The organism is Sinorhizobium fredii NGR234 (genome assembly GCF_000018545.1).
Taxonomy (GTDB): Bacteria; Pseudomonadota; Alphaproteobacteria; order Rhizobiales; family Rhizobiaceae; genus Sinorhizobium; species Sinorhizobium fredii_A.
Window position 1 is genome coordinate 1,008,340 of the sequence record NC_012587.1, and the last position, 26,409, is coordinate 1,034,748.

General features: G+C 63.1%; 26 protein-coding genes. 15 read left to right on the top strand and 11 right to left on the bottom strand.

Annotated elements, in window-relative coordinates:
- Window positions 1–52: 52 nt before the first annotated feature.
- A complete protein-coding gene (gene aspS, locus NGR_RS16005; protein WP_012707518.1) occupies window positions 53–1,840 on the top strand; it encodes an aspartate--tRNA ligase in 1,788 nt (595 codons plus the stop codon).
- Window positions 1,841–2,002: 162 nt separating this feature from the next.
- On the opposite strand, the gene groL is transcribed toward aspS, so the two are convergent.
- From groL to NGR_RS16020, 3 genes are all read right to left on the bottom strand, one after another.
- Window positions 2,003–3,631 (bottom strand): chaperonin GroEL, encoded by a 1,629-nt coding sequence (groL, locus tag NGR_RS16010; protein WP_012707519.1) that lies wholly within the window; start codon window positions 3,629–3,631, stop codon window positions 2,003–2,005.
- Between the two features lie 123 nt (window positions 3,632–3,754).
- Window positions 3,755–3,973, bottom strand: coding sequence for a hypothetical protein (locus NGR_RS16015; protein ID WP_012707520.1), 219 nt, complete (start codon window positions 3,971–3,973; stop codon window positions 3,755–3,757).
- A 193-nt stretch (window positions 3,974–4,166) separates the two neighbouring features.
- Window positions 4,167–5,360 carry a membrane protein gene (locus NGR_RS16020; RefSeq protein WP_012707521.1) on the bottom strand — a complete coding sequence of 398 codons (1,194 nt, stop codon included), beginning with the start codon at window positions 5,358–5,360 and terminating at the stop codon, window positions 4,167–4,169.
- 413 nt (window positions 5,361–5,773) lie between these two features.
- Here NGR_RS16020 and parC point away from each other — a divergent pair, with 413 nt between their 5' ends.
- Together parC and NGR_RS16030 are read left to right on the top strand one after the other, a co-directional pair.
- Window positions 5,774–8,050, top strand: a complete 2,277-nt coding sequence (gene parC, locus NGR_RS16025; protein WP_164924248.1) for a DNA topoisomerase IV subunit A — start codon at window positions 5,774–5,776, stop codon at window positions 8,048–8,050.
- A 113-nt stretch (window positions 8,051–8,163) separates the two neighbouring features.
- Window positions 8,164–8,487 (top strand): ArsR/SmtB family transcription factor, encoded by a 324-nt coding sequence (locus tag NGR_RS16030; RefSeq protein WP_012707523.1) that lies wholly within the window; start codon window positions 8,164–8,166, stop codon window positions 8,485–8,487.
- A gap of 51 nt (window positions 8,488–8,538) precedes the next feature.
- Here the strand turns inward: NGR_RS16030 and NGR_RS16035 are convergent, their stop codons facing one another.
- The 4 genes from NGR_RS16035 to hemB form a co-directional block, all read right to left on the bottom strand.
- Window positions 8,539–9,450 carry a DMT family transporter gene (locus NGR_RS16035; RefSeq protein ID WP_012707524.1) on the bottom strand — a complete coding sequence of 304 codons (912 nt, stop codon included), beginning with the start codon at window positions 9,448–9,450 and terminating at the stop codon, window positions 8,539–8,541.
- 3 nt (window positions 9,451–9,453) lie between these two features.
- Complete coding sequence (locus tag NGR_RS16040) at window positions 9,454–10,233, bottom strand: arginyltransferase (RefSeq protein WP_164924249.1); 780 nt, start codon at window positions 10,231–10,233, stop codon at window positions 9,454–9,456.
- A 162-nt stretch (window positions 10,234–10,395) separates the two neighbouring features.
- Window positions 10,396–10,860, bottom strand: a complete 465-nt coding sequence (locus tag NGR_RS16045; RefSeq protein WP_012707526.1) for an RDD family protein — start codon at window positions 10,858–10,860, stop codon at window positions 10,396–10,398.
- A 77-nt stretch (window positions 10,861–10,937) separates the two neighbouring features.
- Window positions 10,938–11,951: a porphobilinogen synthase gene (gene hemB, locus NGR_RS16050; RefSeq protein ID WP_012707527.1), complete on the bottom strand. Its 1,014-nt coding sequence runs from the start codon at window positions 11,949–11,951 to the stop codon at window positions 10,938–10,940.
- A gap of 158 nt (window positions 11,952–12,109) precedes the next feature.
- On the opposite strand from hemB, the gene NGR_RS16055 reads away from it, so the two are divergent.
- The 7 genes from NGR_RS16055 (at window position 12,110) to NGR_RS16085 (ending at window position 18,556) form a co-directional block, all read left to right on the top strand.
- Window positions 12,110–12,547, top strand: a complete 438-nt coding sequence (locus NGR_RS16055; RefSeq protein ID WP_012707528.1) for a DUF6163 family protein — start codon at window positions 12,110–12,112, stop codon at window positions 12,545–12,547.
- 130 nt (window positions 12,548–12,677) lie between these two features.
- Complete coding sequence (ldtR, locus tag NGR_RS16060; protein WP_012707529.1) at window positions 12,678–13,190, top strand: transcriptional regulator LdtR; 513 nt, start codon at window positions 12,678–12,680, stop codon at window positions 13,188–13,190.
- Window positions 13,191–13,536: 346 nt separating this feature from the next.
- Window positions 13,537–14,865 carry a L,D-transpeptidase family protein gene (locus NGR_RS16065; RefSeq protein ID WP_012707530.1) on the top strand — a complete coding sequence of 443 codons (1,329 nt, stop codon included), beginning with the start codon at window positions 13,537–13,539 and terminating at the stop codon, window positions 14,863–14,865.
- 185 nt (window positions 14,866–15,050) lie between these two features.
- A complete protein-coding gene (gene glyA / locus NGR_RS16070) occupies window positions 15,051–16,346 on the top strand; it encodes a serine hydroxymethyltransferase (RefSeq protein WP_164924250.1) in 1,296 nt (431 codons plus the stop codon).
- Window positions 16,347–16,358: 12 nt separating this feature from the next.
- The gene (nrdR, locus tag NGR_RS16075; RefSeq protein ID WP_012707532.1) at window positions 16,359–16,832 is read left to right on the top strand and encodes a transcriptional regulator NrdR; all 474 of its coding nucleotides are present in this window, start codon (window positions 16,359–16,361) and stop codon (window positions 16,830–16,832) included.
- A gap of 15 nt (window positions 16,833–16,847) precedes the next feature.
- Complete coding sequence (gene ribD / locus NGR_RS16080) at window positions 16,848–17,951, top strand: bifunctional diaminohydroxyphosphoribosylaminopyrimidine deaminase/5-amino-6-(5-phosphoribosylamino)uracil reductase RibD (protein WP_012707533.1); 1,104 nt, start codon at window positions 16,848–16,850, stop codon at window positions 17,949–17,951.
- On the top strand, window positions 17,936–18,556 hold the full coding sequence (locus NGR_RS16085; protein ID WP_012707534.1) for a riboflavin synthase: 621 nt from the start codon (window positions 17,936–17,938) through the stop codon (window positions 18,554–18,556). The genes ribD and NGR_RS16085 overlap by 16 nt, the downstream gene beginning before the upstream one ends.
- A 93-nt stretch (window positions 18,557–18,649) precedes the next feature.
- Here the strand turns inward: NGR_RS16085 and NGR_RS16090 are convergent, their stop codons facing one another.
- The 3 genes from NGR_RS16090 to NGR_RS16100 form a co-directional block, all read right to left on the bottom strand.
- Entirely contained in the window at window positions 18,650–19,000 is a 351-nt protein-coding gene (locus tag NGR_RS16090; protein WP_012707535.1) for a hypothetical protein, read from the bottom strand.
- A gap of 289 nt (window positions 19,001–19,289) precedes the next feature.
- Complete coding sequence (locus NGR_RS16095) at window positions 19,290–19,826, bottom strand: GNAT family N-acetyltransferase (protein WP_164924251.1); 537 nt, start codon at window positions 19,824–19,826, stop codon at window positions 19,290–19,292.
- A 2-nt stretch (window positions 19,827–19,828) separates the two neighbouring features.
- Window positions 19,829–20,377 carry a cupin domain-containing protein gene (locus NGR_RS16100; protein WP_164924252.1) on the bottom strand — a complete coding sequence of 183 codons (549 nt, stop codon included), beginning with the start codon at window positions 20,375–20,377 and terminating at the stop codon, window positions 19,829–19,831.
- Window positions 20,378–20,621: 244 nt separating this feature from the next.
- On the opposite strand from NGR_RS16100, the gene NGR_RS16105 reads away from it, so the two are divergent.
- The 4 genes from NGR_RS16105 (at window position 20,622) to NGR_RS16120 (ending at window position 25,135) form a co-directional block, all read left to right on the top strand.
- Complete coding sequence (locus NGR_RS16105; RefSeq protein WP_012707538.1) at window positions 20,622–21,083, top strand: 6,7-dimethyl-8-ribityllumazine synthase; 462 nt, start codon at window positions 20,622–20,624, stop codon at window positions 21,081–21,083.
- Window positions 21,080–21,562 (top strand): transcription antitermination factor NusB, encoded by a 483-nt coding sequence (gene nusB, locus NGR_RS16110; protein ID WP_012707539.1) that lies wholly within the window; start codon window positions 21,080–21,082, stop codon window positions 21,560–21,562. The genes NGR_RS16105 and nusB overlap by 4 nt, the downstream gene beginning before the upstream one ends.
- Before the next feature lie 6 nt (window positions 21,563–21,568).
- A complete protein-coding gene (locus tag NGR_RS16115) occupies window positions 21,569–22,795 on the top strand; it encodes an MFS transporter (RefSeq protein ID WP_012707540.1) in 1,227 nt (408 codons plus the stop codon).
- A gap of 204 nt (window positions 22,796–22,999) precedes the next feature.
- Complete coding sequence (locus NGR_RS16120) at window positions 23,000–25,135, top strand: sodium-translocating pyrophosphatase (protein ID WP_012707541.1); 2,136 nt, start codon at window positions 23,000–23,002, stop codon at window positions 25,133–25,135.
- A 74-nt stretch (window positions 25,136–25,209) separates the two neighbouring features.
- Here NGR_RS16120 and NGR_RS16125 read toward each other — a convergent pair whose 3' ends face one another.
- Entirely contained in the window at window positions 25,210–25,716 is a 507-nt protein-coding gene (locus NGR_RS16125; RefSeq protein WP_012707542.1) for an outer membrane protein assembly factor BamE, read from the bottom strand.
- A gap of 139 nt (window positions 25,717–25,855) precedes the next feature.
- Here NGR_RS16125 and NGR_RS16130 point away from each other — a divergent pair, with 139 nt between their 5' ends.
- Window positions 25,856–26,395 (top strand): ubiquinol-cytochrome C chaperone family protein, encoded by a 540-nt coding sequence (locus tag NGR_RS16130; protein WP_012707543.1) that lies wholly within the window; start codon window positions 25,856–25,858, stop codon window positions 26,393–26,395.
- Window positions 26,396–26,409: the final 14 nt, after the last annotated feature.

Consider the following 26,409-nt stretch of genomic DNA (forward strand, 5'->3'; position numbering starts at 1 on the left):
CGCCCGCCCTTGGCGAGCCTCGCGCGGCTTTCTGCAATTCCAGGACCAGACGATGCACCGTTACCGCAGCCACACCTGTGCCGCACTCCGCAAGTCGGATGTCGGCTCCACCGTTCGCCTTTCCGGCTGGGTTCACCGCGTCCGCGACCATGGCGGCGTGCTCTTTATCGACCTGCGCGATCACTACGGCATGACCCAGGTCGTCGCCGATCCGGATTCGCCGGCCTTCAAGATGGCCGAGACCGTACGCGGCGAGTGGGTCATTCGCATCGACGGAACGGTGAAGGCCCGCACCGACGACACCGTCAACAAGAACATGCCGACCGGCGAGATCGAGCTCTATGCCCGCGAGATCGAAGTGCTGTCGGCCGCCAAGGAACTGCCGCTGCCGGTTTTCGGCGAGCCGGACTATCCGGAAGACGTGCGCCTCAAGTATCGCTTCCTCGACCTTCGCCGCGAGACGCTGCACAGGAACATCGTCAAGCGCACCGAGGTCATTTCGGCCATGCGGCGTGGCATGTCCGACATCGGCTTCACCGAGTATACGACGCCGATCCTGACGGCCTCGTCGCCGGAAGGCGCGCGCGACTTCCTCGTGCCGAGCCGCATCCATCCCGGGACCTTCTACGCGCTGCCGCAGGCGCCGCAACAGTACAAGCAGCTCCTGATGGTCGCCGGCTTCGACCGCTATTTCCAGATCGCCCCCTGCTTTCGTGACGAAGATCCGCGCGCCGACCGGCTGCCCGGCGAGTTCTACCAGCTCGACCTCGAAATGAGCTTCGTCGAGCAGGAAGACGTCTGGGACACGATGGAGCCGATGATCCGCGCGATCTTCGCGGATTTCGCCGACGGCAAGCCGGTCACCGACAAGTTCCCGCGCATCCCCTATGACACGGCGATCCGCAAGTACGGTTCCGACAAGCCGGACCTCCGCAACCCGATCGAGATGCAGGAAGTCACCCAGCATTTCGCCGGCTCCGGCTTCAAGGTCTTCGCCAACATGATCGCCACCAATCCGAAGGTAGAGATCTGGGCGATCCCGGCCAAGACAGGTGGCTCTCGCGCATTCTGCGACCGCATGAACGCCTGGGCCCAGAGCCAGGGGCAGCCCGGCCTCGGCTATATCTTCTGGCGCAAGGAAGGCGAGAAGCTCGAGGGCGCCGGCCCGCTTGCCAAGAACATCGGCGAGGAGCGCACCGATGCGATCCGCACCCAGCTCGGTCTCGAGGATGGCGATGCCTGCTTCTTCGTCGCCGGCGAGCCGGCGAAGTTCTACAAGTTCGCCGGCGAGGCTCGCACCAGGGCCGGCGAAGAGCTGAACCTCGTCGATCGCGACCGGTTCGAACTGTGCTGGATCGTCGACTTCCCGTTCTATGAATGGAACGAGGACGAGAAGCGCGTCGACTTCGCCCACAACCCGTTCTCGATGCCGCAGGGTGGGCTCAAGGCGCTCTCCGGCGACGATCTGCTGTCGATCAAGGCCTTCCAGTACGACATGGTCTGCAACGGCTTCGAGATCGCATCGGGCTCGATCCGTAACCAGTCACCGGAACTGATGGTCAAGGCCTTCGAGAATGTCGGCCTCAGCCAAGCGGATGTCGAAGAGCAGTTCGGCGGCCTTTACCGCGCCTTCCAGTACGGTGCCCCTCCGCATGGCGGCATGGCCTTCGGTATCGACCGCATCGTCATGCTGATCGTCGGCGCCAAGAACCTGCGCGAGATCTCGCTGTTCCCGATGAACCAGCAGGCAGTCGATCTGTTGATGGGCGCGCCGTCGCCGGCGACGCCGGCGCAGCTGCGCGAGCTGGCGATCCGCCCGATCCCGCAGAAGAAGGACTGAGGTTCACTGCAGCGCCGCGCGTCGTATCAGACGGGCAAAGGAAGCTGTAGCACCTGAGATCCTTGAATCGGCTACGATTTCGGAAAACGTGCAGCAGAAGTGACAAAAACCCGGCGAGATGATCGCCGGGTTTCTCCGTTTGGGACGCGGATCGTGTGGGTCTCAGAAGTCCATGCCCGGGGCCGGGGGCATCGGCATCTGGCCCTCTTTCTTCGGCTTCTCGGCAATCATCGCTTCCGTCGTCACCAGGAGGCCTGCGACCGAGGCTGCGTCCTGCAGCGCCGCGCGCACGACCTTGGCCGGGTCGATCACGCCCATCGCGAAGAGATCGCCGAACTCTCCCGTCTGGGCATTCCAGCCATAGGCGAAGTCGGTCTTCTCGCGCAGCCGTCCGACGATGATCGATCCCTCGGCGCCGGCGTTCTCGGCAATCTGGCGCACCGGCGCTTCGATGGCGCGGCGGACGATTTCGACGCCGACGCGCTGGTCGTCATTGTCGGTCGACAGGCCTTCGAGCACCTTGACGATACGCAGCAGGGCGACGCCGCCACCCGGCACGATGCCTTCCTCGACCGCGGCCCGCGTCGCATGCAGCGCGTCGTCGACACGGTCCTTCTTCTCCTTGACTTCCACTTCCGTCGAGCCGCCGACGCGGATCACCGCGACACCCCCGGCGAGCTTGGCAAGCCGCTCCTGCAGCTTCTCCCGGTCGTAGTCGGAAGTCGTTTCGTCGATTTGCGCCTTGATCTGAGCGACGCGGCCGCTGATATCCTCTTTCGTGCCGCCACCGCCGACAATCGTGGTTGCGTCTTTCTCCACCATGACGCGCTTTGCCCGACCAAGGGCCTCCATCGTCACGTTCTCGAGCTTGATGCCCAGATCCTCCGAAACGACCGTGCCGCCGGTCAGGATGGCGATATCCTCCAGCATCGCCTTGCGCCGGTCGCCGAAACCGGGTGCCTTGACGGCGGAGATTTTCAGGCCGCCACGCAGCTTGTTGACCACGAGCGTCGCAAGGGCTTCCCCTTCGACGTCTTCTGCGATGATCAGCAGCGGCTTGCCGGCCTGAATCACCGCTTCGAGAATCGGGATCATCGCCTGCAGGTTGGAGAGCTTCTTCTCGTGGATGAGGATGTAGACATCCTCCAGTTCCGCCCGCATCTTGTCCTGGTTGGTGATGAAATAGGGCGAGAGATAGCCGCGATCGAATTGCATGCCTTCGACGACTTCGAGCTCGATTTGGGCGGTCTTGGCCTCTTCGACGGTGATGACGCCCTCGTTACCGACCTTCTGCATCGCCTCGGCAAGATAGCGTCCGATTTCCGCATCGCCATTGGCCGAGATCGTCGCCACCTGGGCAATCTCTTCATTCTTGGAAACCTGGCGCGCTTTTCCCTTCAATTCGGTGACGAGCGCATCGACGGCCAGATCGATGCCGCGCTTCAGGTCCATTGGGTTCATCCCGGAGGCGACGGCCTTGGCGCCTTCCCGGACGATCGCCTGGGCCAGCACCGTCGCGGTCGTCGTGCCGTCGCCGGCAATCTCACTGGTTCTCGAGGCAACCTCCCGGAGCATCTGCGCGCCCATATTCTCGAACTTGTCCTCGAGCTCGATCTCCTTGGCGACGGAAACGCCGTCCTTGGTGATCCGCGGCGCGCCGAAGGACCTGTCGATGACCACGTTCCGCCCCTTGGGGCCAAGCGTCACCCGGACGGCGTTGGCCATTATGTCGACCCCGCGCAGCATCCGGTCACGCGCGTCCGTGTTGAACTTGACGTCTTTGGCAGCCATGTATCCCTCCCTCGACACGATAAATCAGGTACTCACACCGGCCGCAGCGGCCGGACCTCACGAATGAACCTTTCCGGCCCCAGGAGCGAGACGATCGCCCGTCCTGAGGCGGGAGGTTCGCGGTCATTCCTCATCGACGTCGGGGGTCAGGATGTCGATGAGGGCGGCAACCCGGCCGGCCGGAAGATGGCGGCCCTCGCCGATCAGGGCTTCGTCGTTGTTGACCCAGGCAATCGCTTCGGCGAGCTCGCTCGTGGTCGCGCCCGTCGCGAGAAGTTCGGCCATCAGGGTTTCATCGACCGGGCCGAGAATGGCGGTGATATCCGAATGCTTCAGTCCCATTGCGTCCTCCTTCCGCATTTTTTCGGTCGGGAATGCACAAACTGCCGGCAAACCATGCCTTCATAGATAGGCCGGCGCAGGCGAGCATCAAGCACCACATCACAACATCGATCGCGGCGACAAAAAAAGCCCGGCGGAGGTCCGCCAGGCTTTGTCACGGAGGCCGCTCCGAGTCGCGGCGTTTCATGGTGCGTCAGTCGTTCGCCGTCACCTTGACGCCGAGAACCGACGGGATGGTGTTCGGAGCGCCCATGGCGGCACCCATGATCATCGGGAACGGCACGGGCTTTTCCGGTTCGGCGCTGATCGTCAGGCTCTTCGGCGCGTCGAGATAGGTGCTGACTGCGGCCGACACTTGGTTCTGCAGGTCCGGCAGGTTCAACTGCGCCATCATGATCGGCACGAGACCCTTCAGCGACTGTGCCATCTGCTCGCCGGTGACGCCCTGCTGGCTGCCGGCATAGTCGAGCGCCTTCTTGGTGATCGAGGCGTCGTCGAAACGGATCGAGGCGCTGTTGAACGTCAGTTGCTGCATGAGGCCGAGCATGGCGAGGCCCATTGCCTGGTTGGCCTCTTCCTTGTTCGGATTGGCTTGCGCGGCCTTGTTCGCCTCCTGCAGCGCCTTCAGGAACTGGAGCGTGTAGCCGGAGAAATCCATGGCGATGTTCAACCGGCCGACGTTCTTGAAGTCGAAGGCGTATTCCTCGACGGCGAGATTGCCGCTCTCGAGTTCCCAGCTTCCCTTCATCGTCATCTGGCCGTCGAGCTGCTTCACGCCGAGCTTCTCGATCGCATCCTTCGCCTTGGCGTCCTCCACATCCGACAGGTCCGCGGACAGTCCGGCCAATGTCGCATCGAAGTCGAAGCCGGCGTCATTTCCCTGCCGGCTCAGATTGCTCTCGATGCTGGCGATCTTGAAGACGTCCTTGCCCTTGACCTTGACCTCGATCGGGCCGGTGCCGAAGGACTCGTAGAGGAGAATGTCGTCGATGGTGCCGCCCGAGGCATTGCCGGGAACGGAGAGGCCGCCGATCGCGATCTGCTTTACGGAAACGCTGTCCTCTTTCTCGCTCACATTGACGTCCGCAAAGGAAACCGTTTCGGCCGTGTAGCCGCCGTCATCGCTTTCCTCGACGCCTTCGAACGTCACATCGCCGATGTTGATCGAATCGCCGGGTTGTCCGGTCACTTGCAGCTTTACGCCGCTCGCCGTCACTGCGTCGCCGTCCACCTCCGCCTTGTCGAAGGCGAGCGAGGTGCCGTTCACCTCCAGCGCGGCACTCAGCTTCTTCATCATGTCCGCGCCGTCCAGGGCGAAGGCCGGGCCGGCAAGCGTGACGAAGGCGGCGCTGGCCATCATCAGGCGGATCTTGCGCGTATGCATCATTGCGGTGTTCCTTGTGAAAAACGTTATATTGTGGGGCTGTTTCCGAGGCGTGCTGTGGTTAGTTTTGGCGGTCGTCGCGAAAGGCGTCAACTCTGAGGCTGCGCGGACGACCTGCGGCGGGGAGGCGACCACTGCAAGACCGTCCGGCCGCTCGCGTCCAACATCGTCCCTTGCATGAATTCCAACCCTCAACCTGACCAAATCGGCAGACGTGACCCTAATACGAAACAGGGCAGAATTACATCGCCGAGTCGAATGACGGATGTTCCCTGCGGATCATGCTTTCCGGATAATTACCCGGAAGGATTTCATCCCTGCAACCCGAAGTATAGGCAAGTGCCCGAAGCGCGTTCTCCACAGTGCGATTGCCTCTGATTCTTGCCGCGGCGGCCCGGTTGCGGTAGCAAGGAGGCATGGGACAAAGCCTTTTGCCGCCCTCGGGCGGGGACGACAACATTCAGCCGGTTGACCTCAAGGCGGCGCTGGAAGAGCGCTATCTCGCCTATGCGCTGTCGACCATCATGCATCGCGCGCTTCCGGATGTCCGCGACGGGTTGAAACCGGTCCATCGCCGCATCATCCATGCGATGAGCGAGATGGGCTTGAGGCCCAATTCGTCGTTCAAGAAATGCGCCCGCATCGTCGGCGACGTCATCGGCAAGTTCCATCCGCATGGCGACCAGTCGGTCTACGATGCGCTGGTCAGGCTCGCGCAGGATTTTTCACAGCGCTACCCGGTCGTCGACGGGCAGGGCAACTTCGGCAATATCGACGGCGACAACGCCGCCGCCTACCGCTACACCGAAGCGAAGATGACCGAGGTCGCGGCCCTCCTTCTGGAGGGCATCGACCAGGACGCCGTCGATTTCCGTCCGACCTACAATGAGGAGGACGAGGAGCCGGGCGTGCTTCCCGGCGCCTTCCCGAACCTCCTCGCCAATGGCGCCTCGGGCATCGCCGTCGGCATGGCGACGTCTATCCCGCCGCACAACGCCCATGAGCTTTGCGACGCGGCGCTCCATCTCATCCGTCATCCGAAGGCGCCGCTCGAAGATTTGCTGTTCGATCCGGCCAATCCGCAGCGCGGCGGCATCGAGGGGCCGGATTTCCCGACCGGCGGCATCATCGTCGAGAGCCGCGCCAGCATGCTCGAATCCTACCGCACCGGCCGCGGCGGCTTCCGTGTCCGTGCCCGCTGGAGTGTCGAGGACCTGGGGCGCGGCGGCTATCAGATCGTCGTCACGGAGATTCCCTATCAGGTCCAGAAGTCGCGGCTGATCGAGAAGATCGCCGAGCTGCTCATTGCGCGCAAACTGCCGCTGCTCGAGGACATTCGCGACGAATCGGCGGAGGACGTCCGTGTCGTGCTCGTCCCGAAGAGCCGCTCGGTCGACGCCAATATCCTGATGGAATCGCTGTTCAAGCTGACCGAGCTCGAAAGCCGCATTCCGCTCAACATGAACGTTCTGTCGATGGGCCGCGTGCCGCGCGTCATGGCGCTCAACGAGGTGCTGAGCGAATGGCTGGCGCATCGCCGCGAGGTGTTGCAGCGCCGCTCGCGCCATCGGCTTGCCGCCATCGACCGGCGGCTCGAGATCCTCGGCGGCTATCTGGTCGCCTATCTCAACATCGACGAGGTCATCCGCATCATCCGCGAGGAGGATGAGCCGAAGGCCATGATGATCGAGCGTTTCGCGCTGACCGACGTCCAGGCCGAAGCGATCCTCAACATGCGGCTTCGCTCGCTGCGCAAGCTCGAGGAGTTCGAAATCCGCACCGAATTCGACGCGCTGTCGAAGGAGAAAGCGGAAATCGAGGCGCTGCTCGCCTCCGATGACAAGCAGTGGCAGGCGGTCGCCTGGGAAATCGGCGAGGTCAAGAAGAAGTTCGCCAAGGCGACCGAGCTCGGCAAGCGCCGCAGCACCTTCGCCGATGCGCCGGACGCCGATATCGAGGCGATCCAGCAGGCGATGATCGAGAAGGAGCCGATCACCGTCGTCATCTCGGAAAAGGGCTGGATCCGGGCGCTCAAGGGGCACATCTCCGATACGTCTGCGCTGCAGTTCAAGGACGGCGATGCGCTGAAGGTGGCGTTCCCGGCGCAGACGACGGACAAGATCCTCGTCTTCACCACCGGCGGCAAGGTTTACACACTCGGCGGCGACAAGCTGCCGGGCGGCCGCGGCCATGGCGAGCCGTTGCGAATCATGGTCGATATGGAAAACGATCAGGACGTGCTGACGGCCCTCGTCCACGATCCGGCGCGCAAGCTCATCGTCTCGTCTGCCGCCGGCAACGGCTTCGTCGTCACCGAAAGCGACATCGTCGCCAATACCCGCAAGGGCAAGCAGGTGATGAACGTCGTGATGCCGGACGAGGCGAAGCTCGTCGTGCCGACCAAGGGGGATCACGTTGCCGTCGTCGGCGACAATCGCAAGATGCTGGTCTTCCCGCTGGCGCAGATACCGGAAATGGCGCGCGGCAAGGGCGTGCGCCTGCAGCGCTACAAGGACGGCGGCATTTCCGACATCCGCTGCTTCACCATGGCCGAGGGCCTCACCTGGGAGGACAGCGCCGGCCGTGTCTTCACGAAGACGAAGGACGAGTTGGTCGAGTGGCTGGGCGACCGCGCCGGCGCCGGCCGCCTTGTGCCCAAGGGCTTTCCGCGAAGCGGCCGGTTCAGCGGCTGATCGCTTCTGGTTGTCCACAGCTTCCACGTCTTTCGCGGCGAGCCCTGCAACTCTTCGATGTTTCCTTAAATCGGCCGCGATTTGACGAATGATGCGCCGGAGAGAGGAACGCGATGATCTCGGCTCTTGACGATACACTGTTGGCGCTCGCCGATCCCACACGCCGCCGCATATTCGAAGTCCTGTTTGCTGGTGAAACCGCCATTGCGGACGTCGCCACAGCGGTCGGCGCGGAAGAGGACGAGTTGTCGAATCACATGGTGATACTGGAGGAGGCGGGGCTGATTACCCGCCGGCACCAGGACGATCACGAGGTGGTCGCCGCCGACCCGGGCCCATTGGAGATCGCGGCGGAATGGATCAACACCAATCGCGAGCTTTGGGCGATGCGATCGCAGATCGAGGAGACGGGGCCAGTTCCGACCGCCCCGCAATGACTACAGCACCGCGCGTTTCAGACGTGCAAAGGTCGCTGCAGCAGGCCGCCGTCACCCGGTAAATGGCAATTGCGCACCGGGAGGCCGCGCCTTCGCCGCCTTGCTGCGCATCTGCCAGAGCGAGTGGCCGATCAAGGCGAGGATCAGGATCGAGCCGCCAATGACGGTTTGCAGAGTGGGCGTCTCGGAAAAGACGATCCACACCCAGATCGGCGCCAGGATCGTCTCGAGCAGATAGAACATCCCCACTTCCGGTGCCGAGAGATACCGCGGCCCGGTGCCCAGACAAAAGAAGGCGACGGGGATCATCACCAGCCCGTTGAAAAGAATGTAGCCCGGTGCGGCAATGGCGATTCCGCTCGGCGGCAGGAGCGTGAGCGCCGCCAGCGCCGGGAAGATCGCCGTCGTCAGCGGCACCAGCGCCATGTCCCGTCCGTCGGCGCGGCTGATGGTGATGGCGCTCGCCAGCAGGAAGGCCGAGCAGGCGGCCATGGCGTCGCCGAACAGATGTCCGCTTTCAAGCCCGTCCTGGACGATCACCCCGACGCCGATGAGCATGATCGCCATCGTCAGCAGCGTCGCGTTGGGGGGCCGCTCCTTCAGGAAGATCCAGGAAAGGATCGCCGCGAACATCGAGGTGAAGGCCAGGATGAAGACGACGTTCGCCGTCGACGTGTTGAACACGGCGAGCAGGAAGGTGAAGGAATTGATGCCGTAGAAGAGGCCGGCGATCAGCCCGGCCTTGCCGGGGATCAGCGCGATGCGGCGGCCGAGCACGCGATTGATGAAAAGCCAGGCGGCAATCGCCACGGCAAAGGTCGACAGGCTGCGCACGGCGAGAATCGACCACACTTCTCCGTCTGCCGAACGGATGAGCGGGATGTCGAAGGAAAGCGCGAGGCCGCCGAGGCCCGTGATGGCAAGGCCGCGCCGGTGCCGGGCGGCGTCAGAGGAGGAAGTCAATCGTCAATCCGTGGCGGTTTCGGGGGAGTCTTCCCCTCCAGCATAACGCTCCCAACCGCGCGCCATAAGGTGCTCTTGCGGCAAAAACTTTGTTTTATACCCCATCTTGCGGGATCCCTTGACCCAGTAGCCGAGATAGACGTGCGGCAGGCCGCGTTCCTTTGCCCGGCGGATATGATCGAGGATCATGAAGGTACCGAGCGAGCGGTTTGCGAGGCTCGGGTCGAAGAAGGAATAGACCATCGACAGCCCGTCGCCCATCCGGTCGGTGAGCGCCGTGGCGATCAGCGGGCCTCGGGCCCTCTCGCTGATGCCATCGCCTTCGGCCCGCAGGCGGTACTCGATGATCTTCGTATGCACATGAGTATCCTCGACCATCATTGCGTAGTCGAGCACCGACATGTCCGACATGCCCCCCCTCTGGTGCCGGCAATCCAGATAGCGGCGGAAGAGGTTGTACTGTTCGCTCGATGGTTCGGCAGGGTACTCGGTGGAGACCACGTCCTGGTTCCCCGCCAGCACGCGGCGCATCGAGCGGGTGGGCATGAATTCGTTGGCGAGGATGCGCACCGAAATGCAGGCGCGACAGGTTTCGCATGCCGGGCGATAGGCAATGTTCTGCGAACGGCGGAAGCCACCCTGGGTCAGGAGATCGTTCAACTCGGGCGCGCGCTCACCCACCATGTGCGTGAAGACTTTCCGTTCCATCTCGTTGGGCAGGTAGGGACAGGCTGCCGGGGCGGTCAGATAGAATTGCGGAGACGATGTGGTCTGCGTGTTCATCGAGCGCGGGGGTCACTCTTCGCGAGGTTACTCTGCAATAGGATGGCCGAAGAATGAAAAACGTCAACACACTCGTTCGGGGACGAGAGAGCGTGCCGGCAAATTTTTCTCGGGGCGCTGTCGCTTGTCGCTCGGCCCGGCTCCGTCGGGGCCGTGAAATTGTCAATACATGTCGCGCCGGACGCCGACGGTGCCGATCAGGAGATCGTGCAGCAACCTGCCGCGATCGGTGAACAGCCCGATCAGCAGGATCAGCGGCGTCAGCAGGGCATTGGCGATCCAGAAGATCGCCAGATGGACGATGGCCGTCAGGAAATCCATCGGCCGGCCGTCGGTTCGGGCGATCGCTACGCCCATGATCCTCATTCCGAGCGACGCCTGCTCGCGGCCGCCGACCGTCAGTCCGAAATAGAGCATCGCCACGAGCGCGAAGAGGACCGGGTAGAGAAGGAAGCCGAGGCCGAGCGTCAGGATGCCCAGGAAGAACACGACCACCGCCGCTGGGATCCACAGCAGCGCGACGATCAGATAGTCGATGATGAAGGCGAACACCCGGCGCGACAGGACACCCTGGTAGGCGCGCCAGTCCTGGCTCGGAAGTCGGAGTTCCTGGTTTTGCATGCTCATGTCAGCCTCGCATCGTTTCGATCACATATGGGGAACGAATTCGACAAAACAATGCGTCTGTCGTGCGGACCGGCCGCTCAGCGTTTTGCCAGGATCCTCGCCACTTCGACGGCGAAATAGCTGAGGATGCCGTCGCAGCCGGCGCGCTTGAAGGCGAGTAGCGTCTCGAGCATGACGCGCTCGCCGTCGATCCAGCCGTTGGCGGCTGCCGCCTTGATCTGCGTGTATTCGCCCGAGACCTGATAGGCGAAGACCGGCAGGCCGAAGGCTTCCTTCATCCGCCAGCAGATGTCGAGATAGGGCAGGCCCGGTTTCACCATCAACATGTCGGCGCCTTCCTCGACGTCGAGCGCGGCGTCGCGGATCGCCTCGGTGCCGTTGGCCGGATCGATGTAGTAGGACTTCTTGTCGCCCTTCAGCAGGCCGCCGGTGCCGATCGCCTCGCGATAGGGGCCGTAGAAGGCCGAGGCGAACTTCGTCGCATAGGACATGATGCCGACATTCTGGTGGCCGGCCGCATCGAGCGCCTGGCGGATGGCGCCGATCCGCCCGTCCATCATTTCGGAAGGTGCGATGATGTCGGAGCCGGCATCCGCCTGGATGACGGCGGCGCGGGCGACCGCCTCCACCGTCTCGTCGTTGACGATCTCGCCGGCGCGCAGGATGCCGTCATGGCCGTGGCTGGTGAACGGATCGAGCGCGACGTCGGTAATGACGCCAATATTCGGCACGGCCTTCCTGATCGCCCGCGTCGCCTCGTTGATGAGGTTGTCGGCGGCAAGGCTGTTCGAGCCGGTTTCGTCGCGGAGCGCCATCTCGATGTTCGGGAAGGTGGCGACGGCGGGAATGCCGAGGTCGGCCGCCTCCCTGACCGCCTCGACGGCCTTGTCGATGCTCATGCGGCTGACGCCGGGCATCGCTTCGATCGGCTGAACGATGCCGCTTCCCGGCACGATGAAGATCGGCCAGATCAGGTCGTCGACGGTCAGCCGGTTCTCCTGCACCAGGCGGCGCGTCCAGTCCGCCTTGCGGTTGCGGCGCATCCGACGGTGTCCGGTGATCCTGTCCACAAGATTTGTCCTGTCGTTCATCGCGCCCGTGTCCTTCTTCTTTCATCTGCGTCGGTCGAAGGCGGTTTATCACGCGCCTCGGCAGATTGAAAACCGCATCGGGGCGGGTGAGGGGCTGCGGCATTTCCACCCGCGCTTAGCGCTGGTGGATTGGCGGCACTCGGCCTATCTTGCCGCCCATGCTTCACGATTCTGCTCATGTCCCGAAGCCGTCGCTCACCGAAGTGCTGTTCGGCTGGTTCCTGCGCCTGGTCTCGGCGTCCTGCTTCTGGTTCGCGCTGAACTACTGGGCGATGCTGATCGGCTTCTCTCACGGCGGTGCCGGTCGATTCGATTTGCTGGCGCCGGAGTGGCGTGCCGCCGCGACCGCGCTTGCCGTGCTTTATCCGGTTGCCGCCATAGGCCTCTGGTTGCTCGTCTCCTGGGGACCGGTGATCTGGGTGCTTGCGGCCGCCATCGAGACGGTCATGTACGAGTTCTATCCGGGCATGCTCGACGCGCGTCCTCTGCTCCTCGTGCTGCATGGGGCGGTCGCCGTCACCTTTGTTCTCTTCCGTGCGGCGATACTCTGGCAGCGCCTGCGCCAGGCGCGGCAGGTAAGGGTTGATTCACCCTGAGACAGGCTCCGTGAATGGTAAGTACATGTTAAGGCTGCGGTTTAAGTAGAATTTTAGACGTATTCGATAGGGTCTCACTCAAGGCGGGAAGACAAAGAAACACCGCCAAACGAAACAGTGAGGCACCAAAATGAACACCAAGATGAAGCCGCAGGTAGCAGCACCCCGGGACCCGCAGGAAGAAACGATCCGTGGTCTCTATATGGAATCCCTTCACCTCGTCGAGCGTCTGCATCGCCGTCTGCTCGACGTCATCAAGGACGAGTTCGACCGGCAGGGCCGCAGCGACGTCAACGCCGTCCAGGCGCTGCTGCTCTTCAACATCGGCAATTCGGAGCTGACGGCCGGCGAGCTTCGCTCCCGCGGCTACTACCTCGGCTCCAACGTCTCCTACAACGTCAAGAAACTCGTCGATCTTGGCCTCATCAACCATCAGCGCTCCCGCATCGACCGTCGCTCGGTCCGCATCAGCCTGACGGAAGAAGGCCAGGAGATCGCCGAGACCGTCGCCAAGCTCTATGAGCGCCATATCGGTTCGATCCACAAGGTCGGCGGCATCGGCTCGGACGAATTCACCCAGATGAACAAACTCCTGCAGCGCCTCGACCGCTTCTGGAACGACAGCATCATGTATCGCCTGTAATCCCGCGCATATCACCTCCAGTTTCAAGGGTCGGGCGCAATCCCTGCGTGTCCGACCTTTGCTGGCATTTCCCGACCGAGTTGTTGTCGGAACGCTGCCGCGCCATGCCTCGGGAGAGGTCGAGACACGAATTGGCCATATTGCTATGACAGCGACGCTTCGATGCGGCAGGTGCGCAATTGCGTTTTCGCGGCGATTCGTTTTCGCCCCGATCTGCCGGGATGGCTCTCGCTCGCACGACCGTGAAAGCAATTTGAGGGCCGGGTGGGCACGCGGGTTTACCTTTGTTAACCATGTCGTGCTAGGGCTCGGGCAGCGCGCGTTTTGCGCATTGGGTGGTAGGACTATGTCGAAAAACAACGGAATTGACGCTTTCTCGCGCCGCGCGTTTCTGCGTTCGGCCGCAACGTTCGGTGCCGCCGCGTGGGCTGGCGCCGCCAGTGCCCAGGACGCACTGGGCGAGCTCATCAATTCGCCGCGCCGCGGCTCCTGGGATGACCAGTTCGACGCCAAGGCCTCGCGCACCGCGACGGCAGTTCTCTCCAATACGCCGGTCTTCGGTCCTCAGACGATCGGCCACGTGCAGCAGGCCATCTTCGATTACCAGCAGATCGTCGCCGCCGGCGGCTGGCCCCAGGTTCCGCAGACCGGTGCAAGGCTCGAACTCGGCGTCACCGACCCCTCGGTCCAGCAACTGCGTCAGCGCCTGATGGTCTCGGGCGACCTGCCGCGGTCGGCCGGTATTTCCTCTTCCTTCGACTCCTATGTCGACGGCGCGGTCAAGCGCTTCCAGGCGCGCCACGGCCTGCCGGCCGACGGCGTGATCGGCGAATATTCCTTCAAGGCGCTGAACGTCGACGCCGCAACGCGGCTCGCCCAGCTCGAGACCAACCTTGTGCGGCTCCAGTCGATGTCGGGCGATCTCGGCCGACGCTATGTCATGGTCAACATTCCCGCCGCCTATATCGAGGCGGTCGAGAATGGTCGCGTCGTGCTGCGCCATACCGCGATCGTCGGCAAGATCGACCGCCAGTCGCCGATCCTCAATTCGAAGATCTACGAGGTCATTCTCAACCCTTACTGGACCGCGCCGCGCTCGATCGTCCAGAAGGACATCATGCCTTTGATGCGCAAGGACCCGACCTATCTCGAGCGCAACGCCATCCGCCTCCTGGACGGCAGCGGCAACGAGGTGTCGCCTGAAACCGTTGACTGGAACGCCGAGAAGGCGCCCAACCTGATGTTCCGTCAGGATCCGGGCAAGATCAACGCGATGTCCTCGACGAAGATCAACTTCCACAACGAACATTCGGTCTACATGCACGATACGCCGCAGCAGGGCCTGTTCAACAAGCTGATGCGCTTCGAGTCGTCGGGCTGCGTGCGCGTGCAGAACGTCCGTGACCTCTCCACCTGGCTGCTCAAGGAAACGCCCGGCTGGTCGCGCCAGCAGATTGAGGCGACCATCAAAACGGGCGTCAATACGCCGATCAAGCTTGCCGAAGAAGTGCCGGTCTACTTCACCTATATCACCGCCTGGTCGGCCAAGGATCGTGTCGTCCAGTTCCGCGACGATATCTATCAGCGCGACGGCGCAGCGGAGCTCGCCCTGCAGACGACGACCGGAATCGAGCAGTCGCCCGGCGCCATCGATGCCGACGCCTTGCCGCAATAAGCAAAGTGCAGCATCCTAGATTCAAAGCCGCGCATTCCCCGGGATGCGTGGCTTTTTCATGATTGCCCCGCCGCGATATTTGGGCGCGGCGGATGGTGGAAATGGCGCAAACCGCACAGCGGATATTGCTCTCGGCGTGCGAGGAAGCTAAAGGAACAGCCACCCTTGAGAGGAGCCTCGCGCCGATGCCTGCACAGACCACTGACGCCTTCTTCACCCGCTCTCTCGCCGACAGCGACCCGGAAATCTTCGGTGCGATCGAGAAGGAGCTGGGTCGCCAGCGCCACGAGATCGAGCTGATCGCCTCCGAAAACATCGTGTCCCGCGCCGTCCTCGAGGCCCAGGGCTCGATCATGACCAACAAATATGCCGAGGGCTATCCGGGCAAGCGCTATTACGGCGGCTGCCAGTATGTCGATATCGCCGAGGAACTGGCGATCGATCGCGCCAAGAAGCTCTTCGGCGTCAACTTCGCCAACGTGCAGCCCAACTCCGGTTCGCAGATGAACCAGGCGGTGTTCCTGGCGCTGCTGCAGCCCGGCGACACCTTCATGGGCCTCGACCTCAATTCCGGCGGCCACCTGACCCACGGCTCCCCGGTGAACATGTCGGGCAAGTGGTTCAACGTGGTTTCCTACGGCGTACGCGAAGACGATCACCTGCTCGACATGGACGATGTCGCCGAGAAGGCCCGCAAGCACAAGCCGAAGCTGATCATCGCCGGCGGCACCGCCTATTCGCGCATCTGGGACTGGAAGCGTTTCCGCGAAATCGCCGACGAAATCGGCGCATGGCTGATGGTCGACATGGCCCATATTGCCGGCCTCGTCGCCGGTGGCCAGCATCCGTCGCCGTTCCCGCATTGCCACGTCGCGACGACCACGACGCACAAGTCGCTGCGCGGCCCGCGCGGCGGCATGATCCTCACCAATGACGAGGATATCGCCAAGAAGATCAACTCGGCCGTCTTCCCCGGCCTCCAGGGCGGCCCGCTGATGCATGTGATCGCCGCCAAGGCCGTTGCCTTCGGCGAGGCGCTGCAGCCCTCCTTCAAGGACTATGCGGCCCAGATCGTCAAGAATGCCCGCACGCTTGCCGAGACGCTGAAGGCCAACGGCCTAGACATCGTCTCCGGCGGCACCGACAACCACCTGATGCTGGTCGACCTGCGCAAGAAGAACGCGACCGGCAAGCGCGCCGAGGCGGCGCTCGGTCGTGGCTACATCACCTGCAACAAGAACGGCATCCCCTTCGATCCGGAAAAGCCCTTCGTCACCTCGGGCGTTCGCCTCGGTGCGCCGGCCGGCACGACGCGCGGCTTCAAGGAGGCCGAATTCAAGGAAATCGGCGAGTTGATCGTCGAGGTGCTTGACGGTCTCAAGGCCGCCAACTCCGATGAAGGCAATGCCGCCGTCGAAGCTGCCGTTCGCGAAAAGGTCGTGAAGCTCACCGACCGTTTCCCGATGTACGGCTACATGTGATCGGACGATTGCATGCGCTGCCCCTATTGCAGTTCCGAAGACAGCCAGGTGAAGGATTCCCGTCCGGCCGAGGACGGGAACGCCATTCGCCGCCGCCGCATCTGCCCGGATTGCGGCGGCCGGTTCACGACCTTCGAGCGGGTGCAGCTGCGTGAGCTGATGATCATCAAGAAGACCGGTCGGAAGGTGCCTTTCGACCGGGACAAGCTGTTGCGCTCCTTCGAGATCGCGCTTCGCAAGCGCCCCGTCGATCGCGACCGTATCGAGCGGGCGGTGTCCGGCATCGTCCGTCGCCTGGAAAGCTCCGGCGAGACCGAGATTCCCTCGGAGGAAATCGGCCTTCAGGTGCTCGAGGCCCTGAAGAGCCTCGACGACGTCGCCTTCGTGCGTTACGCCTCCGTCTATCGGGACTTCTCCCATGCCGAGGATTTCGAGAAGGTCATCGCGGAGATCAGCGCCAAGATCGCGCGCGATCCCAGCGAATAGCTGGCGGAGCGACCTATGAGCGGGCCGACGCGTGAGGACGAGAGATTCATGGCGGCGGCACTGCGCCTCGCCCGCCGCAATCTCGGTCTGACATCGACAAATCCCTCTGTTGGCTGCGTCATCGTCAAGGACGACACCATTGTCGGCCGCGCCGTGACGGCGCCGGGCGGGCGCCCGCATGCCGAGACACAGGCGCTCGCCGACGCCGGTGAGCAGGCGCGGGGGGCGACCGCCTATGTCACCCTCGAACCCTGTTCGCATCACGGCAGGACGCCGCCTTGCGTCGATGCGCTGATCGCCTCGGGGATTGCCCGCGTCGTCGTCTGCCTTCTCGACCCCGACGAGCGTGTCGCCGGCCGTGGGGTGGTGATGCTGCGCGACGCCGGCATCGATGTCGATCTTGGCGTGCTCCGCGATGAGGGCGAACGTGTGCTCGAAGCCTATCTCATGCGCCAGAGGATGAAACGGCCGCATGTCACGCTCAAGCTTGCCGTTTCGGCAGACGGCATGATCGGCCGAAAGGGTGAGGGCCAAGTCAGGATCACCGGTGCGGTCTCGCGCGCCCAGGTCCAGGTGCTGCGCGCCGAGACGGATGCCATCCTCGTCGGCGTCGGCACGGCAAACGCCGACGATCCGGAACTCACCGTTCGGTTACCTGGACTTGAAGCGCGTTCGCCGATCCGCATCGTCCTTGATCGTCGTCTCGATCTGGCGGTCGAATCGAAGCTCGTTCGCTCGGCGCGGGCGGTTCTATCGTTCGCCGTTGCCGATTCGGTGCTCGATGCGCCCGCAATGACGAGGCGCAGCACGCTGGAAGAAGCGGGCGTCGAAGTGTTGAACGCCGACACGATATACGACCTTTTGATCGCACTTGCCTCGCGCGGCATTTCATCGCTTCTGGTCGAAGGCGGGGCGCGGGCGGCGCGCCAGTTTCTCGATGCGGGTCTTGTCGATCGAATCCTGCTTTACACCGGGCCCGCAACCATTGGCGAAGACGGCATCCGATCCCCATTTGATCGAATGACCGTGCCGGCGGGATTCTCGCTCAAGCGCACCGCCCGTTACGGCAACGACATATTCGATGACTACGAAAGAGATAGCGGATGTTCACAGGCATAATCACCGATGTCGGTACCGTGGAAAAGGTCGCGGCACTGAGAGAGGGCGTCAAGCTTCGCGTCGCCACCAGCTATGATCCGAAGACGATCGACCTGGGTGCCTCGATCGCCCATGCCGGCGTGTGCCTGACCGTAACGGCCCTGCCGGAGGCCGGCAGCAATGAGCGTTGGTTCGAAGTCGAGGCCTGGGAAGAGGCCTTGAGGCTGACGACGATTTCCGGCTGGCGGGAGGGCGTGCGTATCAATCTCGAGCGGTCGCTGAAGATCGGCGACGAACTCGGCGGCCACATTGTCTCCGGCCATGTGGACGGCCAGGCGGAAATCCTTGCCGTCGAGCCGGAAGGCGACGCCGTGCGCTTTCGCCTCAGGGCGCCGGAGCAACTCGCGCGCTTTGTCGCGCCGAAGGGATCCGTGGCGCTCGACGGCACGTCTCTGACGGTCAATCGGGTCGATGGCGCCGAGTTCGACGTGCTGTTGATACGCCATTCGCTTGAGGTCACCACCTGGGGTGAGCGCCGGGCCGGCGACTTCGTCAATTTCGAGGTCGATACCATGGCCCGCTATGCGGCAAGGCTTGCAGAGTTTCCGGCTCCGAAATCGGAATGAAAAGATTCCTGCAGCGATCTTTGTGCGTCTGAAAGGACGCACGGCGCTGTGACCGAGAAGCCCGCCCCCGGTGAGCCAGGGGCGGGCAATCCGTCAGCGAACATAGATGGTCAACCCACCATCGGCGGCTTCCTCGGCGCCGGCGATGTTGTTCATCTCGACGTTTTGCGCCTTCAGCTTGGCGGCCAGCGGCTTGTTGGCCTCGACTGCGGCCATAAGGGAGGCGCGTTGCTCCGCCGACGCCTCGTCGATCCACATCCGGGTCTGGTTCTCTTGCTTCAACGTGTCGACGTCGACGATCCTGACATTGTCGCCCTTGAAGGCGCGAACGCTCTGATCGATGTGGCTCGGCCAATTCATCTTGGCGTCGGTGGCATAGGTCATGCCACCGAAGCTCAGTGTGGCGAGGGCGGCGATGACGGAAAAAGTCGCAATGCGGTTCATTGTCATGCTCCTTTGCTTTGCGGCTGCGGGCCCGGGCCGGCAATCGAACGCATGACTCGCGCGATTGCCAGATCCATTGGGCGGCGCCGACTTGGCCAGCACCGACCGTTTGCGGGTGGGGTCATCCGCAGCGAGGGGTGCTGGACTGTTTCGACTGGTTGAGGCGGCGTTTCCGCGCCGTGCCAACGGTTAGAAAACTGGGCCGGAATGTGGCCGTTTCCATGGCGTAAGACACTGAAAAATAATTAAAAATTGTTCATGTTCACGGATGCCTGGGCGTCCGGTCGGCTCAGTTTGCGCCCGTCGACCGCCGTTCGAACATGAGCATCGGCCTGCCGTGATAGGTGGTGCGCCAGAATTCCCTGAAACCGTGCTTGAGCGCGACCCGGATCGAAGTCTCGTTTCCGGGCTCGATGATGCAGGTCTTTCTGAGGGCGGGAAACTCGCGGTCGCCCCAGGCGAGCGCAGCGGCGACGGCTTCCGACGCAAGGCCGCGGCCATGGCTCCTGGGCGAAAGGGCCCAGCCCATCTCCATCGTTCCCTCGAGCGACGGTGTGATCTGGCGGTGGGGATCGTGAAAGCCGGCCTCGCCGATGAAGGCACCGCCCTCCTTCTCCTGGATCGCAAAGAATCCGAAGCCGAAATAGTGCCACATCCCGACCTGGCGCAGAAAGCGCGTCCAGGATTGTTCGCGCGTGTAGGGAACGCCCCCCACGTAGCGCGTCACCTGCTCGTCTGCGAAGAGCGCGCTGTAGGAGGGAAAATCGTCGCGCCGGTAGGGACGCAAGATAAGCCGTTCGGTCTCGAGCACGGGCACACGATGCATTTTTACTCCGGTTTGGCTGATAGGGAATGGGGGATTTGGTCTTGAGCCTGAGCGCCCGGTTCGTCGTCCCAATATTCCGTTGAGGATCGGGGCCGGCCGATAAAGTCGAACGAAGTCTCGCCCGTGCCGGCCCGCCGGGTTCTGGCGAGGAACTTGCCGGAATCGGGATATTCGCAGATTTCGGTCGCCGCCATGGTCGATATGGACAGATATTTGAGCGGCAGCGTTCCGGTGTTGATCAGGTGATGGGCCGTTTCGGGACCGCCGGCCGGTGCGCCGAGCACGTCCCCGGGCCCGACGGCATGGCGTTCGCCGCCGAAGCGGTACGTTCCCTCTCCTTCGAGGATAATGAACAGTTCTTCTTCGACATGGTGGTTGTGGAAGGGGCAGCCGGATTTGCCGGGCGGTACCTCGCCATAGCTGATGCCGAGGTCCTTGAGACCGAGAAGCGCGCCGAACGAGGCGTCCTGCGACTCGAAGAACGAGCCCCGGCTCCAGTGGTTGAGGCCGAGTTCCTTGAGGCTGACAATAGGCTTGCGGACTTCCGTCATGGCGTTCCTCCCGACCGTGGCGGCGTTCCGCAACGTGAACAGCTTCACCTTGCAGAATCGCCCGCAATATACTTGAGGTTTTAAGCCTAGTATATGCCGGAACTGTCGTCGGGCAGTCTGAAGCGGAGCATGGCGCGGCAAATGGCCCCCGCATGGAGGAATTTGCTTGCCATTCTGTGCAGGCCGTGGTTTGACCGCCGCCTGCGTCGGCTGAGGCCGGCCGATATTTCAAGACAGGTGAACCATGGCGAAGACCAAGCCCCTCCGCATCCTGATTGTGGAAGCGCGCTTCTATGACGATATGGCGGATGCGATGCTCGACGGAGCGAAGCAGGCGTTGGACGCCGCCGGCGCGACCTATGATATTGTCACGGTTCCGGGCGCACTGGAAATTCCCGCGGCCATCGCGATGGCGCTCGACGGCGCCGATGAAGGCGGCACCGACTACGACGGCTTCGTCGCGCTCGGCATGGTGATCCGCGGCGAAACCTATCATTTCGACATCGTCGCCAACGAGTCGGCGCGCGCCCTGATGGATCTTGCCGTGAGCGAGAGCCTGGCGCTCGGCAACGGCATCCTGACGGTGGAAAATGAGGAGCAGGCGTGGGCGCGTGCCCGCCGGTCGGAGGGGGACAAGGGCGGCTTTGCCGCACGCGCCGCGCTGACTATGATCGAACTGAAGAACAAGCTGGGTGCAGAAAAGTGACGAACACGCCTTCGGATCAGCCGCTGAAGCAGGCCAATCAGCGCGGCGCCGCGCGCCTTGCGGCCGTGCAGGCGCTTTACCAGATGGAAATCGGCGGAACCGGCGTCCTCGAGATCGTTGCCGAGTTCGAGGCGCATCGCCTAGGTCAGGAACTTGACGGCGAGACCTACCTGAAGGCCGACGCCTCCTGGTTCCGCTCGATCGTCTCCGGCGTCGTGCGCGACCAGCGCAAGCTCGACCCGCTGATCGGTTCGGCCCTTCAGGACGACTGGGCGCTTTCGCGGCTCGATTCCACCGTGCGTGCCATCCTGCGCGCCGGCACCTTCGAGCTGCTGGAGCGCAAGGACGTGCCGGTTGCGGTGATCGTCACCGAATATGTCGAGATCGCCAAGGCCTTCTTCGAGGACGAGGAGCCGAAACTCGTCAACGCCGTTCTCGACAGGATCGCCAAGCAGATTCGTGGCGAGCGCCGGAAATAGTCCCTGATGCTTGCGGCAGCGGAAGACATCGCAACGGTTCTTCGCGAGGCACGCCGCAACGTCCTTTTGCTGACCGTCGCCCAGGCGCTGCTCGGTGTGGTGGGGCCGATCAGTTTTGCCGTCGGCGGTGTCGCCGGCTATCAATTGCTCGGCGACGACAAGTCTCTCGCGACCGCGCCGCTGACCGCATTCAATGTCGGCATGGCGCTTGGCGTCATCCTGGTGGCAATCCTGTCGCGATGGGCCGGCCGGCGCTTTGCCTTCATGGTCGGCGCGACGATTGCCGCGATCGGTGGCATTGTCGCTACCGCGGCTCTGTTCCGGGAGAGTTTCTGGATTTTTGCGGCCGGTCTGGCCATTCTCGGCTTATCGAGCGGCTTTACCCAGAAGCTGCGTTTCGCTGCCGCGGATGCATCGCCGTCCTTCTACAAGGCGAAGGCGATCTCCTGGATCCTTGGCGGCGGCATCGTCTCAGCGGTCCTTGGGCCGCAAATCGTCATCTTCGCCGGTGATTATTTCGCACCCGTCTGGTTCGCCGGGGCCTTCGTCGCCCTGATACCGGTCTGTCTCTTCGCCCTTTTCTTCTTTTTGCCCCTGCGGCTGCCGGAAACCACGACGGCGTCGTCAGCGCAAGCGGGCCCGCCGGCCCGGCCGCTCCGCGAGATCGCCGGTAACCGGCGCTTTCTGACCGGGATGGTCTGCGGCATCTCGTCCTATGCCCTGATGACCTTCATGATGACAGGCGCGCCGGTCGCCATGGTCGTCGGCTGCGGCTTTTCGAGCGATCTGGCGACCCTCGGGATCCAGTGGCACGTTCTGGCGATGTTCGCTCCGAGCTTCGCCACCGGCTGGCTGATCAGCCGCCTCGGTGCGGAGCGCGTCGTCGCCTGCGGGCTCTTGCTGCTCATGGGCTGCGCCGCCGTCGCCCATCTTGGTGTGGCGCTCTGGAATTTCTGGGGCGCGCTGGTTCTCCTCGGGCTCGGCTGGAATTTCGGCTTCATCGGCGCCACGGCGATCGTCGCGCAAAGCTACCGTCCGCACGAGGCCGACAAGGTCCAGGGCTTCCACGACATCGTGCTGTTTTCCACCGTTGCCGGCTCGTCCTTCGCTTCCGGCAAGGTTCTGGCCGTCTTCGGCTGGGACATGCTCAACGCGGTCATCTGGCCGGTGACGGGCCTTTGCCTCGTGCTCCTCTTTCTCCTGATGCGTGCAAGCAAGAGCGTTGCAGCCTGAAGTCGCTCGCGTCTTCCTAAGAAAACCTGGTCCACCCAGCCCTGGTGTTCCGGCATTTTCAGGGGCTTGACGATCCACATTCGCAACCGCACTCTGGCCGCGCCGTGAGGGCATACCGCTTGAGGAGGCGGGTGCGATTCGCGGAAAACGAGGGGCCGGCGGCAGGGAGTTGAGCCCGCGGGTTTTAACGGAGGATAATGCGAAATGACCATATTGTTGGGCGTTATCGCATGCGGGTTGCTTTCGGTGGCCTATGCCATCTGGGCAACACAGTCGGTGCTGGCCGCCGACCAGGGGAACGCCCGCATGCAGGAGATCGCAGGTTTTATCAGGGAGGGGGCACAGGCCTACCTCGCGCGTCAGTACACAACCATTGCCATCGTCGGTGTCGTCGTCTTCTTCGCCGCATGGGTTCTGCTCTCGAGTGCGGCCGCCATTGGATTTCTGATCGGCGCGGTGCTCTCGGGCGCGGCCGGCTACATCGGCATGCATGTCTCGGTCAGGGCCAATGTCCGCACGGCCCAGGCCGCATCGGTCAGCCTCGCCTCCGGTCTCGACATCGCTTTCAAATCCGGTGCCATCACCGGTCTTCTGGTGGCCGGCCTCGCTCTGCTGGGCGTCTCGGTCTACTACTTCATACTCACCGTTGGCCTCGGCCATGGTCCGGCCGAGCGTGAGGTCATCGATGCGCTTGTCGCACTCGGCTTCGGGGCCTCGCTGATCTCGATCTTCGCCCGCCTCGGCGGCGGCATCTTTACCAAGGGCGCCGATGTCGGCGGCGACCTCGTCGGCAAGGTGGAAGCCGGCATCCCCGAAGACGATCCGCGCAACCCGGCGACGATTGCCGACAATGTTGGCGACAATGTCGGCGACTGCGCCGGCATGGCCGCGGACCTCTTCGAGACCTATGCGGTCTCCGTGGTCGCGACCATGGTCCTCGCATCGATCTTCTTCGCCGGCGCGCCGGTGCTCGCGACCGTCATGACCTATCCGCTGGCGATCTGCGCCGCCTGCATCATCACTTCGATCATCGGCACCTTCTTCGTCAAGCTCGGCACGAATGGTTCGATCATGGGAGCGCTCTATCGAGGGCTGATCGTCACCGGCGCACTGTCGATCCTCGGGCTCGGCGCGGCCACGTCGCTGACGATCGGCTGGGGCTCGATCGGAACCGTTGCAGGGCAGGATGTCACCGGCTGGGCGCTGTTCGTCTGCGGCCTCATCGGCCTCGTCGTCACAGCGCTCATCGTGGTGATCACCGAGTACTATACCGGCACGAACAAGCGGCCGGTGAACTCGATCGCGCAGGCCTCGGTGACCGGACACGGCACCAATGTGATCCAGGGCCTCGCCGTGTCGCTCGAATCGACCGCCCTGCCGGCCATCGTCATCGTCGGTGGCATCATCACCACCTATCAACTCGCCGGTCTTTTCGGCACCGCCATCGCCGTCACGGCCATGTTGGGTCTCGCCGGCATGATCGTGGCGCTCGATGCCTTCGGCCCGGTCACCGACAATGCCGGCGGCATTGCGGAGATGTCGCACCTGCCGCCCGAGGTGCGCAAGTCGACCGACGCTCTGGATGCGGTCGGCAACACGACGAAAGCGGTCACCAAGGGCTACGCGATCGGCTCGGCCGGCCTCGGCGCCCTCGTATTGTTCGCGGCCTATTCCAACGACCTCGCTTTTTTCGCCGCGAATGGTGACAAGCATCCCTACTTCGCCGATGTCGGCGCGATCTCGTTCGATCTCTCGAACCCCTATGTCGTCGCCGGCCTGATCTTCGGCGGTCTCATCCCTTATCTCTTCGGCGGCATTGCCATGACCGCCGTCGGCAGGGCAGGGGGCGCGGTGGTCGAGGAAGTGCGCCGTCAGTTCAAGGAAAAGCCGGGCATCATGGAAGGCAAGGACAGGCCGGACTATGGCCGCGCCGTCGACATGCTGACCAAGGCGGCGATCCGCGAGATGATCATTCCCTCGCTCTTGCCGGTGCTGGCACCGATCGTCGTCTATTTCGGCGTGCTGCTGATCTCCGGATCGAAGGCCTCGGCCTTCGCGGCACTCGGCGCCTCGCTGCTTGGCGTCATCGTCAACGGCCTGTTCGTGGCTATCTCGATGACCTCAGGCGGCGGCGCCTGGGACAATGCGAAGAAGAGCTTCGAGGACGGTTTCGTCGACAAGAACGGCACGCGCCACATGAAGGGCTCGGAGGCGCACAAGGCGTCGGTCACCGGCGACACGGTCGGCGATCCTTACAAGGATACGGCCGGTCCGGCCGTCAACCCGGCGATCAAGATCACCAATATCGTCGCCTTGTTGCTGCTCGCCGTACTCGCCTGACCGTACGATCCTTCAAGGAAAAAAGCCCGCGGAACCGAGTTCCGCGGGCTTTATCGTGAGGAGAATTTCGTCGGTTATTGCCCGAAGTTCTTGAACAGGTTGCGCGCCGCGGCCTGTCCCGCACCGGGGCCGGTCAGAAGCTGGCCCAGGAAGCTCGTTTCCTTGCCGCCCGTCGGCGTGGTGCGCGACAGCATGTCGAAGACCTTGCCGTCCTTCATCGTGTAGTGGGCAAGCTGGCTGACGACGCCTTCCTTGTCGAAATAGACGGCGAGGATCGACTGGTCGATCAGCTTGGGTTTCATGAAGGCAACCGGACGCTTGCGCTTCTGCGAGATGTAGTAGAACACCTCGTTGTCGAACGTCGCCGTCGTCGAGGGCGTACCGAGCGAGAGCAGCACCTGTTCGCGGCTCGATCCGACAGGAACCAGATTGAGGGTTTCCTGGTCGACGACATAGCCCTGGTGCAGGACTTCGCCGACATTGGCTGCCTGGCAGCCGGCAAGCACTCCAGTGCATAGGGAAGCCACGACCACGGCACGGCCAAGAACTTTCAGGTTTGATGTCAGATACCGCTTCGTCAACGACTGCTCCCCTTGGAGTAACGATGGCATATGCGCCATTGCATTTCGTGCCTGCTTCGGTAAACCAGCTTCGGCTATCATGCAATAACGTCATGGGCGCGTGCCCACGGATTCGAGAAAGCCACGGCTGGGCTTTGTTATGATTTTTGGACTGTTCAAGAAAAAAAGCGGCAACATTGCGATTGTGGAGCGCCAGTATGGCCTTCTGACCGCGGCGGCGCGCCAGCCGTTTCTCTATACCGACCTCGATGTGCCCGACACGGTGATGGGGCGTTTCGAGATGTTGTCGGCGATCCTGATACTTTATTTCCGCCGTACCCGCGCCTCGGCACGCACCGGCCAGGAAATCGCCCAGGAGATCGTCGATGCCTTCTTCGAGGACGTCGACCACTCGATCCGCGAACTCGGCGTCGGCGACGTCGGCGTGCCGAAGAAGATGAAAAAGTTTGCCGGCATGTTCTATGGCCGCCTGGAGTCCTATGCGGCGGCGCTCGAAATAGGCGACAGGCAGGCGCTTGCCGACGCGTTGCGGCGCAATTTTCATCCGCAGCAAGAAGACGCGCCGCCGATGATCGGCTTGGCGCGCTACCTCATTTCCGCCGAAGCCGCGCTCGCGGACGTCCCGGAAGACTTGGTCGAAACGGGACAGTTGCGCGTTCCGCCGGCAGCGGGCCAATAGGCGCTCGGCAACGC